Genomic DNA, 12,643 nt, shown 5'->3' on the forward strand with positions numbered 1-12,643 from the left:
ACTGTGACTGAAACGGTCGTCGTCATCGGCAACTTCGACGGGGTACATGTCGGCCATCGCCGCGTGCTGGCCGAGGCGACGCGCGACGTCGATCACCCGCTGGTCGTGCTGACCTTCTGGCCACACCCGGTGACGGTGCTGCGCCCGGCCGCGGCCCCGAAGCTGTTGAGCGATCTCCGGACCCGCATAGAACTGCTCAAGGGTGCCGGGGCTCACGAGGTGCGCGTGATCCGGTTCACCCCGGAGGTGGCGGCGATGTCCCCGGCCGAGTTCGTGGACCGGTTCCTCATCCCTCTTCACCCGGTGCGCGTGGTTGTGGGGGAGAACTTCCGCTTCGGTCATCGCGCTGCGGGCGACGTGCGGACGCTCGCCGAGCTCGGCGCGGGACGGTTCGAGGTGATCCCGCTCCAGCTCGAGGTGATCAACCATGAGGTCACCTGCTCCACCGCCATCCGGGAGCTGTTGGCAGCCGGGGACGTGGCGGGCGCGGCCCAACACCTCACCAGGCCCTTCCGATTCCGCGGGGTGGTGGTCGTGGGTGACCAGCGCGGCAGGGACCTCGGCTTCCCGACGGCGAACCTCACCGTGTCCACCGAGATGGCCGTGCCCGCAGACGGCGTCTACGCCGGGTGGCTGACCAACCTCGACGAACGGGGCAGCGAGCCCATGCCGGCGGCCATCTCGGTGGGCACCAATCCCACGTTCGACGGTGCGGATCGCAGGGTGGAGAGCTACGTCCTGGACCGCACGGACCTCGAGCTGTACGGGGTGGAGGTGGCCGTGGACTTCGTCGAGCGGCTCCGCGGACAGGTGCGTTTCACCGGCATCGACGCCTTGGTCGAGCAGATGGGAGCCGACGTGGAGGCAGCCAGGCGGCGGCTCCTCGGCTGAGCCCCACCGGTCAGCGGGCGGTCAGCGACTTTTTGTAGATGGCGTAGTGCTGGCTGGGCTCAGCGTCGGGATCCACCTGCTGCACCTCGGGCTCGTCGACAAACAGGTGCTCGCCTGTGGGGTGATATTCGAGCGAGATGTACAGCGGCACGGCCTTCTCATTGTTGGGATCCACCGCGAGGTACACCGCTGCAAAGCCGCGGGCGCGAGCCTCCGACTCGAGAAACTGGCTCAATGCCCGGCCGGCGCCCTTGCGACGGGCCTCCGGGTAGACGAACATGTTGCGCAGCTCGGGAGTCATCGAGTCCGCGTCGAGGTCCAGCACCGCCGTGCCCAGAGGCTCGTCGCCGTCGAAGGCGACCGCGAAGATCAGTGCGCCGCGCTGCTGCGCCTCGAAGTGCTCGTCAACCAGACCGAGCTCCGGCCGCGACTGACGTGAGCGCAGGGCCTCAAGATCTGCTGATGTCGCAGGACGGACGGCGACGGCCATAGGGGCTCCTTGTTCACTCTGCAGGGGACTGGTCCCACCCTACCCCTTTCACGGAGTCCGACCCCCGGACAGTGAGCGGTTTGGGGGAGCTGCACTGGCGGTGATAGGGTTCCCAGGTTGCCGTTCGATCGGCCACGGACCCGTCAGAGCCCCGACAGCACCCGCAACGGGGGCGCCGTGCAGCGAACCGGAAGGACCCATATTTATGGACGCTGTGGACAAGAAGAAGATCATCGACGACTACGCCATCGCACCCGGGGACACCGGCTCGCCTGACGTGCAGATCGCGCTGCTGACCAAGCGGATCTCCCACCTCACTGAGCACCTCAAGGCTCACAAGGGAGACCACCACAGCCGCCGAGGCCTGCTGCTCATGGTCGGCCAGCGCCGCCGGCTGCTCAACTACGTCGCCAAGAACGATATTGAGCACTACCGCGCGCTGATCGCACGCCTCGGCCTGCGCCGCTGATCGCGGACCACTAATCACGGTTCAGGGCACCCCATCTCGGGGTGCCCTGAACCGTTTCCTCTCCCCTCCTACAGGTCGAGCTGGATCCGGGAGGCGTGCCCGAAGCGGTGCGCGGTGAGCGACACGGATTGTTCCCGCACGTAGGGCAGGCAGGCGAGGCGACCCGGCAGCGGGCCGCCGGGGTACACGGTGGCGTCGATCGAGCCGCCGAGGTCCGCGAGCAGATCGCGCCGCCCGAGGTGCCTGATCCGCCCTGTGGCTGCGGCGTCGAAGCGCGCGTCGTCCTCGACCCTCACCTCGAGACCGGCCTCGTCCAGCGCCGCCGCGACACCCCCGCTGAGCGGCCGGCGCACAGAGAAACCCGCCCGTGCGCCCACCGCCAGCGCGGCTGAGGCCTCGCGGAAAACGGCCCACTCCTCGCACTCCTCGACGCGGACGGTCACTGTCGCCGGCCGGTAGCGCAGGACGTTGCGCTCTGCGGACAGGGCGGTGGGGTCGTGCGAGGCGAGGAACACCGCCCGCGCCGCCTCCTCGTCACCCGCCGCGGCGGCGCCGAGCCGAAGCGCGTCGGCCTCGCCGAGGGCGGCCCGCGAGGCGCGGACCAACCGCGCCAGCATCGGTGAGGTGGGGACGGCGCCCGTGCCCGGCCACTCCTCATCGGCCTCCCAGCGGCCCAGGCTCTGCACGTAGTGCGGCCCGCCGGCCTTGGCGCCGGGGCCCACGGCTGAGCGCTTCCAGCCGCCGAACGGCTGCCGGCGGACGATGGCGCCGGTGATGGTGCGGTTGACGTAGCAGTTGCCCGCCTCGATGCCGTCCAGCCAGGTGTTGATCTCCCGCTCGTCCAACGAGTGGAGCCCCGCAGTGAGGCCGTAGGGGGTGCCGTTCTGCCACCGGAGAGCCTCCGTGAGTGAGGCGGCCTCCATCAGGCCGAGCACCGGGCCGAAGTACTCCACCTGATGGAACTCGCTGCCTGGGCGGACCCCGGCGCGGACGCCGGGGCTCCACAGCCGGTCGTCGTGGCGGCGGGGCCGGATCAACCAGCGCTGGCCCGGCTCGAGTCCGGTGAGGCCGCGCAGCAGCTTGTCCCTGGGTGGCTCGGTGAGGGGCCCCATCTGGGCCGCCGGGTCGATCGGCCAGGCCACCCTCAGCGACCCCACAGCGTCGAGCAGTTGGTCGAGGAACCGCCGCGACCGCGCCACGGACCCCACCAGGATCCCCAGGGATGCCGCCGAGCACTTCTGGCCGGCATGCCCGAACGCCGAGATCACCAGGTCCGCGACCGCCAGGTCGAGGTCGGCCGACGCCGTCACGACGATCGCGTTCTTGCCCGAGGTCTCCGCCAGCAGGGGCATCGACGGACGCCAGGACCGGAACAGTGACGCGGTCTCCGCGGCCCCGGTGAGGATCACGAGCTCCACCCGGGGATCCGACAGGAGGGACTCACCCAGGGGGCCGTCGTCGACCACCACCAGCTGCACCAGCCCCGGCGGCAGCCCCGAGCGGTCGCAGGCCTCGGCGAGCAGCGCTGCGGTCCTCCGGGCCGGGGGAGCGGGCTTGAGGATGACGGCGGACCCAGCGGCGAGGGCGGCCGCCACACCCCCCAGGGGGATGGCGATGGGGAAGTTCCACGGCGGCGCGACGACGGTCAGCCCAGGCGGGACGTGGTGAGCGCCCTCGATGCGGTCGATGGCCCGCTCGGCGTAGTAGTGGGCGAAATCAACCGCCTCCGAGACCTCCACGTCGGCCTGGTCGATCAGCTTGCCCACCTCGTCGGCCGCCACCGCCACGAGCGCCGTCCGGCCCGCCTCAAGCTCACCCGCCAGCCGGCGCAGGGCAGCGGCCCGCTCAACCGGTGGGACGGCGGCCCATACCCCTCCGGCGTCCCTGCCGCGGCGGAGCGTCTCGTCGATGCCTGCGGACGAGGTCACGGTGGCGTGGCTCACCCTCGCAGCGCCCAACCCCGGGCTGGGGAGGAGTGCGTGGATGCCGGCGGCCCACGCCTGGTTGGCCCGCAGCGCCGGTTCGGTGTCCTGCGCGTTGACGAAGCCGTGGCCGCCGGTGGGTCGGGCCTGGGTGGCCCACTGCTGAGGCACGGGGGAGTCGACGAGGGTGAGGGCATCGCGGAACCGCGCCTCCTCCCTGTCCAGGAAGCCGGCATCGCGGCCGAGGTGGGCGGCGCCCGACATGAAATTCTCCGGGGCGGCGTTCTCCTCGAGGCGCCGCACAAGGTAGGAGATGGCCGAGTCGAACTCGGCGCGCGGCACCACCGGGACGTAGAGCCGCAGGCGTCCGACCTCGCGGAGGATCACGCGCTGGAGCGGCGCCCCCATGCCGGAGAGCATCTCGACGTCGACCTGGCCGGTCACGCCCCTGGCTTTCGCGAGCTCCCACGCGGCGGCCACCGTGTACACATTGTGGCTGGCCACCCCCACCAGGAGCCGTGCGGCCCGCTCCGGGGTCAGGCAGAATTCCAGCGCGCGCAGGAAGCTGGCGTCGGTGGCCGCCTTGCCATCCAGGACCGGGTTCTCCCAGCCCCGAAGCTCGGCCTGCACCCGCTCCATCGCAAGGTTGGCGCCCTTGACGAGCCGGACCTTCAGCGGCGCGCCACCAGCCGCGACCCGTCGCCTGGCCAGCTCGTCGATTCGGCGAAGCACCAGGCCGGACTCCTTGAGGTAGGTCTGTACCGCCAGACCCGCCCGCAGCCCGAGCAGCTCCGGGTCGAGGACGAGCTCGGCGAACACGTCCAGGGTGAGGTGCAGGTCCCGGTACTCCTCCATGTCGAGGTTGACGAACTTGCCTGCGCGGGCGGCCAGGAGCATCAGGGGCCGGAGTCTCGTGACGGGCTCCTCCACGGTCTGGGCGTGCGCCCAGGGGGAGTGCGGTCCCAGGACGGCTGAGACCTTGATGGAGACGTAGTCCACGTCGTCGCGCGCCAGCAGGCGCATCGTCTCGCGGAGCCTCCCGGCGGCGTGGGCGTCCCCGAGGACGGCCTCGCCGAGGAGGTTGACGTTGAGGTCTGCGCCGCGCCGCCGGGCGTGCCGCAGCGATGGGCCCAGCCGCCGCCCCACGTCGATGACCAGGTCGCCCACCAGCGCGGCGAAGGCCGCGCGGACCAGAGGGAGGGCGGGCCTGGGTGCGATGCGGACCGCCCGGAGGCCCCACCGCAGCGGAAGGGGCAGGAACGGGGCCGGGCGTCGCGCCAGCGCCCCCAGCGCCGCGCCGGCCACCGTAGGATCCTCGGGGCGGAGCACCCCGTCGACGAAATCCAGGGTGAACGCCAGGCCGCGCGGGTGGGCGAGGACCCTCGCCAGCAGCCGCGCCGCGGGGGGCTCGGAGCGGCCGGCGGTCTCGGCAGCCCATCGTCGTGCGGTGGCCACCGCGGCCTCCACGGACTGCGGGGTGGTGACACTGAGCATTCAACCATCGTGGCCCAAGCGGCTAGACTGCACCGGACAACTGAATATGTTTCATACCACCCCGCCGCCCAGCGCACGTGTCCGTCTGGTCCTCGGTAGTGGCTTTCGGGCGCCCAGAGAGCGCGCACCCGCGGGCCTCGATCGAAGACCGGCAGGCGTGGCGAGCATCGCCGTGCGCGGGTGGCGACACCCAATCGAAAGGAGCCTGTCCATGGAAGGACCAGGCATCGAATTCGCTGAAGCCGTGATCGACAACGGCAAGTTCGGCAAGCACACTGTACGTTTCGAGGCCGGCGTGCTGGCCCAGCAGGCCGATGGCTCGGCCGCCGTCTACCTGGACGGCGACACCATGTTGCTGTCGGCCACCACCGCGCAGAAGACCCCGCGCGACGCTCTCGACTTCTTCCCCCTCACCGTCGACGTCGAGGAGCGCATGTACGCCGCGGGCAAGATCCCCGGCTCGTTCTTCCGTCGCGAAGGCCGCCCGGGCGAGGGCGCCATCCTCGCCTGCCGCCTCATCGACCGCCCGCTGCGCCCCGCGTTCGTCAAGGGCCTGCGCAACGAGGTCCAGGTGGTTGTCACCGTCCTGTCGCTCAACCCCAACGTCATGTACGACGTCGTCGCCATCAACGCTGCGTCGATGTCCACCCAGATCGCCGGGCTGCCGTTCTCCGGCCCCATCGGCGGCGTTCGGGTGGCCCTCATCGACGACCAGTGGGTGGCATTCCCCTCCGTCGAGCAGGTGTCCAAGTCCGTCTTCCAGATGGTGGTGGCCGGCCGCGTGCTGGCCGACGGCGACGTCGCCATCATGATGGTTGAAGCCGGCGGCACCGAGGCCACATGGGAGCTCGTCCGCTCCGGCAAGACCGCCCCCACCGAAGAGGTCGTGGGCCTGGGTCTCGAGGCGGCCAAGCCCTTCATCAAGGCGCTGTGCGACGCCCAGTCCGAACTGGCCGCGAAGCTGCCCAAGGAGACCTACGACTTCCCGGTCTTCCGTGACTACCAGGACGACGTGTTCGAGGCCGTCTCCGAGCTGGCCAGCGCCCGCGTGGCCGAGGCCATGCAGATCGCCGGCAAGCAGGAGCGTGACGAGGCCACCCACGCCATCCGTCAGGACGTCACCGAGCAGCTCGCCCAGCGCTTCGAGGGTCGCCTCAGTGAGGTGTCCGCCTCACTCAAGGCGCTGACGAAGAAGCTCGTGCGCCACCGCACCCTCACCGACGCGGTCCGCATCGACGGTCGCGGCCCGGCTGAGATCCGCGAGCTGGCGGCGGAGGTCGCGGTCATCCCGCGCGTCCACGGTTCGGCTCTCTTCCAGCGCGGCGAGACCCAGATCATGGGTGTCTCGACCCTGAACATGCTGGACATGGAGCAGAAGATCGACACCCTCTCCCCGGAGCGCACCAAGCGCTACATGCACAACTACAACTTCCCGCCCTTCTCCACCGGTGAGACGGGTCGCGTCGGCTCCCCGAAGCGCCGCGAGGTCGGACACGGCGCGTTGGCTGAGCGGGCGCTGATCCCCGTGCTGCCCACGCGCTCGGAGTTCCCCTACGCCATCCGTCAGGTCTCGGAGGCGCTGGGCTCCAACGGTTCCACGTCGATGGGCTCGGTGTGCGCCTCGACGCTCTCGCTGCTCAACGCGGGTGTCCCGCTGAAGTCCGCTGTCGCGGGCATCGCAATGGGACTCATGTCCGAGGAGGTCGACGGCGAGACGAAGTACATCGCGCTGACCGACATCCTGGGCGCCGAGGACGCGCTGGGTGACATGGACTTCAAGGTGGCCGGCACGAGGGACTTCCTCACCGCCCTGCAGCTGGACACCAAGCTCAACGGCATCCCCGCCCTCGAGCTCCAGAAGGCCCTCCTGCAGGCCCGTGACGCCCGGCACACGCTGTTGGACGTCATGAATGAGGCCATCGACGTGCCCGATGAGATGAGCCCGTTCGCCCCCCGCATCATCACGGTGCGCATCCCGGTGGACAAGATCGGCGAGATCATCGGCCCCAAGGGCAAGATGATCAACCAGATCCAGGATGACACCGGCGCGAACATCTCGATCGAGGACGACGGCACGGTCTACGTCGGCGCCGAGACCGGTGAGGCCGCGGATGCCGCTGTCGCGGCCATCAACGCCATCGCCAACCCGCACCTGCCGGAGCGCGGCGAGCGTTACCTGGGCACCGTCGTCAAGCTCACGACCTTCGGCGCCTTCGTGTCGCTGCTGCCTGGCAAGGACGGACTCCTTCACATCTCGAAGCTGCGCCCCCTGGCCGGCGGCGCCCGCGTCGAGAACGTCGAGGACATCCTGTCTGTGGGCCAGAAGCTCCAGGTGGAGATCTCCGACATCGACGATCGCGGCAAGCTGTCGCTGATCCCGGTGGTGGAGGAGAAGGCCGAGTCGAACGACTGACCTCGGTCACACAGGCACACACCGCAGGGGCGGGTCCGGATGAACCGGGCCCGCCCCTGCGGCGTTCCCCGAAGGGTGGCGCCACCCTGCCGTCGATGCTTGGATGGAGATGGAAGAGAACCAGAAGGGATCACCTATGACAGAGATTCGCGTGGGCGTGTTCGGAGTCAGCGGCAAGATGGGCAGCGAGGTGGTCCGGGCCGTCACCCGCGCCGAGGGCATGACCCCCGTGGGTGGCGCGGACCTGGGGGAGCCCCGGGAACTGGTCAACCGGGCCCAGGTGGTGGTGGACTTCACACACCCTGACGCGGTGATGGACAACATCGAGTGGTGCCTCGGGCGCGGGCTGCACATGGTGATCGGCACCACCGGCTTCAACGATGAGCGCCTCGCGAGAGTGCGGGAGCTCTGCGCCGCGCACCCCGAGGTGGGGGTGCTGATCGCCTCCAACTTCTCCATCGGGGCGGTGCTCATGATGAAGTTCGCCGCACTGGCAGCGCCCTTCTACCCGTCGGCGGAGATCATCGAACTGCACCACCCCAACAAGGCCGACGCCCCCTCCGGCACGTCGGCCACGACGGCGCGTCGGATCGCGGCGGCCCGCGCGGAGGCGGAGTTGGGCCCGGTCCCGGACGCCACCGTCCATGACGACGGCGCCCGGGGTGCCGTGGTGGACGGCATCCACATCCACGGCATCCGGTTGCAGGGACTGGTGGCACACCAGGAGGTCCTCTTCGGCGACACGGGAGAGACGCTGACCGTCCGCCATGACTCCTTCGAGCGAGTCTCGTTCATGCCCGGCGTGGTGGCAGGCATCCGCCATGTTGTGGACCACCCCGGCCTGACGCTCGAGATGGAGTCAGTGCTGGGACTCTGACGAGCCCCAGCCCTCACCTCACCTCACTGGGGCGGGTCCGCGGCGAGCTTGGCGGCCTCCTCAGCCAGCTCGCGGCGCAGAAGTGTCTCCTCGGCCCGTTCCCACACCGCGACGTCGTGCCGGAGCGCCTTGACCACGGAGAAGCACATGCCGATCATCACCAGCGAGAACGGTGCCGCCGCCACGATCGTCAGGGCCTGGAGAGCGGAGATCCCCGAGGTGTCTCCGCCCAATGCGGCAGAGCTGGCCCAGATGAGCACCGCAGCGATCGAGCCCTCCAGCACGGACCAGAAGACCCGGGACCACACAGGCGGATTCGGGTTGCCGTTGTGGGTCAACATGTCCACCACGAACGAACCCGAGTCCGAGCTGGTGACGAAGAACACCAGCACGAGAACGATCGCCACCCCTGACAGGAGTGAGCCGCCGGGCAGCTGGCCCAGCATGTCGAACAGGGCGGTGTTGGTGCTCACCGAACCGTCGACGATGTGGTCTGCCCCGCCGAAGATCTGCTGGTAGAGGGCGGTGCCGCCCATGACCGAGAACCACAGCATGGTGACGGCGGTGGGAACCAGCAGGACGCCGGAGACGAACTCCCGCACGGTGCGGCCGCGGGAGATGCGGGCGATGAACACACCCACGAACGGGGACCAGGCGATCCACCATCCCCAGTAGTAGGTGGTCCAGGCGCCGAGCCAGGACTCGCCCCGATCACCGTAGAACGCGAAGGTCTGGAAGGACATCGACACGAAGTTCTGGATGTAGCCGCCGAATCCGGAGACCAGTTCGCGCAGCACGAACAGGGTGGGTCCGAGGATCAGCACGGCCACCATGAGGAGCGCGGCCAGCCACAGGTTGGCGCGCGACAGGAAGGCGATGCCGCGATCCAGCCCGGAGACCACCGACAGGGTCGCGAGCACGGTGATGCCGGCGATGATCAGCAGCTTGACGGTGGTGCTGCCGTCGACTAGACCGAGGTGCTCCAGGCCGGCCGCGATCTGGTTGACGCCGAGACCCAATGAGGTGGCCACGCCGAACAGGGTGCCCACGACAGCCGCGATGTCGATCGCGTCACCGATGGGCCCGTTGGTCCGCTTGCCGAGGATCGGCTCGAGGGCCCACCGGATGGAGACGGGGCGCCCCTTGCGGTGGACGGCGTAGGCCACAGCCAGTCCGACGACCACGTACACGGCCCAGGCGTGCACGCCCCAGTGCAGGAAGGTCTGCGCCATGGCCCGGCGACCCTGCGCCTCGATACCCGACTCCCCGAATCCGGGCGGCGGCGCCGCGAGGTGCCACAGGGGCTCCGCGACGCCCCAGAACACGAGCCCGATGCCCATCCCGGCGGCGAACAGCATCGCGAACCATGTCCGCCACGGATACTGCGGGGCCTCGTCGGAGGGTCCGAGCCGGATGGTGCCGAGCTTGCTGAAGGCGACGACGAGAGCGAAGATGACGAAGCCCGAGACGAGGGCCACGTAGTACCAGCCGATCGAGTTGACCACGACGGTGTTGATGGCCGAGACGACGTCATTGAACGCCTGCGGTGCGATGAGCGCCACTGTCAGGGCGGCGAGGATGATGAGCGCCGACGAGCCGAAGACCCAACGGTTGAGGCCCCCACCCTCCGTCGGCGGTTCGCACGCATCAGTGGCCATGTCGCGCTCGACGGCGCGCGGGGTCAGGGGTGTGGGCACTGCGGGCTCCCTCGGTCAGGTTCAGGTTCAGTAGGCTCAGAGTCACTCGGTTACGCGAAAAACAAGCCTCCACCCTGTCACGGGCCGTGGACGGGTCGCAAGTCTCCTGTCTCGATCACACCGAGATGTCGGTGTGCATCCGGATCAGCTTGATGCCGGGGGCGCCATCGTCGGTCCCGATCTCCTGGTGCGCACCGTCCGCAGCCCAGCCGCAGCCGGACAGGAAGGCCCGCAGCGCATCGTCGGAGGCCCGAACCCACATCGTCGCCACCAGATAGCCGTCCCGGCGCAGCGTGTCGACGGCGGCGTTGATCAGACGCGATCCGTGGCCGGCGCCCCGGTGCCGAGGGTCGACGACGAACTCCGCGACCGTCCCGTCGCGCTCGGCGCGGTCCGGATCCCCGCTCGGCCCGGTGACGGCGAACCCCACCACGCCCACGTCGCCGATGGCCACCAGCACGCGCAGGTGGGCCAGCGGGGGCTTGACGATCGCCTCGTGCCACACTCGCGTCGCCTCGTCTGCCGGGAGGCCGCCGCCCGCAGCCGCCAGCAGGCCGGATTCGGCCCAGGCGCGCCGCTGGACGCGGGCGACGTCGACGGCTTCGGCGGGCATGGCCAGGCGGACGGTGTCGGTGACAGACATGGCGCCATCGTAGGGGCGGCCGCCCCCCTATCCACTAGCCTGAGCCCATGACCGACGTGACACTACCCCCCAAACTGGCCCCAGGAACGTTGCGGGTGATCCCGCTCGGAGGGCTCGGGGACATCGGTCGCAACATGACCGCCTTCGAGATCGACGGGCAGATCGCCCTGGTGGATTGTGGTGTGCTGTTCCCGGAGGATCACCACCCCGGTGTCGACCTCATCCTCCCCGCGCTGGGCTACCTCGACGACAGGCTCGACGACATCGTCGCCCTCGTCCTCACCCACGGCCACGAGGACCACATCGGAGCGGTGCCCTATCTGTTGAAGAAGCGCCCCGACATCCCGATCTACGGCTCGAAGCTGACCCTGGCGTTCCTCGCCACGAAGCTGCGCGAGCACAAGATCCGCAACTTCGACCTCGACGCCGTCGAGGAGGGCGACATCGTCGAGATCGGCAATTACGAGTTCGAGTTCCTCGCCGTCACCCACTCCATTCCGGACGCCCTGGCGGTGGCGATCCGCACCAAGGGCGGGCTGGTGCTGCACACCGGCGACTTCAAGATGGACCAGCTGCCGATGGACGGCCGCCTGACCGACCTCCGCGGCTTCGCCCGCCTGGGTGAGGAGGGTGTGGACCTGTTCATGGTGGACTCCACCAACGCGGAGTCCCCAGGGTTCACCACCCTGGAGCGGGACCTCGAGCCCGCCATCGCGCGCGTCTTCGATCAGGCCACGGGCAAGCTGATCGTGGCCAGCTTCGCCAGCCACGTGCACCGCATCCAGCAGATCCTGAACATGGCCGTCAAGCACGACCGCAAGGTTGTCTACGTGGGCCGCTCGATGGTGCGCAACATGGGCACCGCGCGGGATCTGGGCTTCCTCAAGGTGCCGGCCGGGACCCTCATCGAGCTGAAGGAAATCGACAAGTACCCGCCGAGCAAGGTGGTCATCGTCTCTACCGGATCGCAGGGCGAGCCGATGGCCGCGCTCAGCCGGATCGCCAACAGCGACCACCCCGTCGTCGAGGTCGGCCCGGGCGACACCGTCCTGCTGGCCAGCTCGCTGATCCCCGGCAACGAGAACTCCGTGTACCGGGTCATCAACGGACTCTCCGCACTAGGCGCCACCGTCGTCCACAAAGGCAACGCGCTGGTCCACGTCTCGGGGCACGCCTCAGCGGGCGAGTTGTTGTACTGCTACAACATCCTGAAGCCCCGCAACGTGCTGCCCGTCCACGGCGAGGCCCGCCACCTGATCGCCAACGCCAAGCTCGCGCAGGCCACGGGCGTCCCCGCTGCGCGCACCATCGTGGCCGGCGACGGAGACGTGATCGACCTCAAGGACGGCATCGCCAAGAAGGTCGGCTCGATCGATGCGAGCTACGTCTTCGTCGACGGCTCGTTCGTGGGCGACATCTCGGAGTCCATCATGGACCGCCGGATCCTGGGCGAGGAGGGCTTCGTCTCCGTGATCACGGCTGTGGACGTGCACAACCGCACCATCGTCAGCGGCCCGGACATTCACGTCCGCGGCATCGCCGAAGACAGCAGCGTCTTCGACGAGGCCCGCCAGCGGGTGGCCGATGCACTCACCGACGCGATGCGCGACGGGGTCAACGACTCCTTCCGCCTGCAGCAGGTGACCCGCCGCGTGGTGGGCCAGTGGGTGGCGCGGTCACTGCGTCGCCGCCCGATGATCGTGCCGGTGGTTGTCACCACCTAGAATGGGCATGCCCGGTTTGACCG

Annotated in this window: 9 protein-coding genes; 5 read left to right on the forward strand and 4 right to left on the reverse strand. The window is 69.4% G+C overall.

Annotated elements, in window-relative coordinates:
• Positions 1-3: 3 nt before the first annotated feature.
• Positions 4-891 carry a bifunctional riboflavin kinase/FAD synthetase gene (locus ACX1D1_RS08240; protein WP_459054270.1) on the forward strand — a complete coding sequence of 296 codons (888 nt, stop codon included), beginning with the start codon at positions 4-6 and terminating at the stop codon, positions 889-891.
• 10 nt (positions 892-901) lie between these two features.
• Here the strand turns inward: ACX1D1_RS08240 and ACX1D1_RS08245 are convergent, their stop codons facing one another.
• Positions 902-1,381 (reverse strand): GNAT family N-acetyltransferase, encoded by a 480-nt coding sequence (locus ACX1D1_RS08245; protein WP_182782999.1) that lies wholly within the window; start codon positions 1,379-1,381, stop codon positions 902-904.
• Positions 1,382-1,586: 205 nt separating this feature from the next.
• Here ACX1D1_RS08245 and rpsO point away from each other — a divergent pair, with 205 nt between their 5' ends.
• Complete coding sequence (gene rpsO, locus ACX1D1_RS08250; protein ID WP_182782998.1) at positions 1,587-1,850, forward strand: 30S ribosomal protein S15; 264 nt, start codon at positions 1,587-1,589, stop codon at positions 1,848-1,850.
• A 68-nt stretch (positions 1,851-1,918) separates the two neighbouring features.
• Here the strand turns inward: rpsO and ACX1D1_RS08255 are convergent, their stop codons facing one another.
• The gene (locus ACX1D1_RS08255) at positions 1,919-5,266 is read right to left on the reverse strand and encodes a bifunctional proline dehydrogenase/L-glutamate gamma-semialdehyde dehydrogenase (RefSeq protein WP_459054271.1); all 3,348 of its coding nucleotides are present in this window, start codon (positions 5,264-5,266) and stop codon (positions 1,919-1,921) included.
• A gap of 211 nt (positions 5,267-5,477) precedes the next feature.
• On the opposite strand from ACX1D1_RS08255, the gene ACX1D1_RS08260 reads away from it, so the two are divergent.
• Positions 5,478-7,679 carry a polyribonucleotide nucleotidyltransferase gene (locus ACX1D1_RS08260; RefSeq protein WP_182782996.1) on the forward strand — a complete coding sequence of 734 codons (2,202 nt, stop codon included), beginning with the start codon at positions 5,478-5,480 and terminating at the stop codon, positions 7,677-7,679.
• A 136-nt stretch (positions 7,680-7,815) separates the two neighbouring features.
• Positions 7,816-8,556, forward strand: coding sequence for a 4-hydroxy-tetrahydrodipicolinate reductase (gene dapB / locus ACX1D1_RS08265; RefSeq protein ID WP_182799604.1), 741 nt, complete (start codon positions 7,816-7,818; stop codon positions 8,554-8,556).
• 23 nt (positions 8,557-8,579) lie between these two features.
• Here dapB and ACX1D1_RS08270 read toward each other — a convergent pair whose 3' ends face one another.
• Both ACX1D1_RS08270 and ACX1D1_RS08275 read right to left on the reverse strand, forming a co-directional pair.
• The gene (locus tag ACX1D1_RS08270) at positions 8,580-10,253 is read right to left on the reverse strand and encodes a BCCT family transporter (protein WP_220489243.1); all 1,674 of its coding nucleotides are present in this window, start codon (positions 10,251-10,253) and stop codon (positions 8,580-8,582) included.
• Positions 10,254-10,368: 115 nt separating this feature from the next.
• Positions 10,369-10,896, reverse strand: a complete 528-nt coding sequence (locus tag ACX1D1_RS08275; protein ID WP_182782994.1) for a GNAT family N-acetyltransferase — start codon at positions 10,894-10,896, stop codon at positions 10,369-10,371.
• 47 nt (positions 10,897-10,943) lie between these two features.
• On the opposite strand from ACX1D1_RS08275, the gene ACX1D1_RS08280 reads away from it, so the two are divergent.
• Complete coding sequence (locus ACX1D1_RS08280) at positions 10,944-12,620, forward strand: ribonuclease J (protein ID WP_182782993.1); 1,677 nt, start codon at positions 10,944-10,946, stop codon at positions 12,618-12,620.
• Positions 12,621-12,643 lie beyond the last annotated feature (23 nt).

This window comes from Tessaracoccus luoxuelianae, from assembly GCF_054483915.1.

Excerpts from the sequence above, each read along its gene's own strand:
- ACX1D1_RS08245 (WP_182782999.1), bottom strand. The coding sequence starts at position 1,381 with ATGGCCGTCGCCGTCCGTCCTGCGACATCAGCAGATCTTGAGGCCCTG.
- rpsO (WP_182782998.1), top strand. The coding sequence starts at position 1,587 with ATGGACGCTGTGGACAAGAAGAAGATCATCGACGACTACGCCATCGCA.
- ACX1D1_RS08255 (WP_459054271.1), bottom strand. The coding sequence starts at position 5,266 with ATGCTCAGTGTCACCACCCCGCAGTCCGTGGAGGCCGCGGTGGCCACC.
- ACX1D1_RS08260 (WP_182782996.1), top strand. The coding sequence starts at position 5,478 with ATGGAAGGACCAGGCATCGAATTCGCTGAAGCCGTGATCGACAACGGC.
- dapB (WP_182799604.1), top strand. The coding sequence starts at position 7,816 with ATGACAGAGATTCGCGTGGGCGTGTTCGGAGTCAGCGGCAAGATGGGC.
- ACX1D1_RS08275 (WP_182782994.1), bottom strand. The coding sequence starts at position 10,896 with ATGTCTGTCACCGACACCGTCCGCCTGGCCATGCCCGCCGAAGCCGTC.
- ACX1D1_RS08280 (WP_182782993.1), top strand. The coding sequence starts at position 10,944 with ATGACCGACGTGACACTACCCCCCAAACTGGCCCCAGGAACGTTGCGG.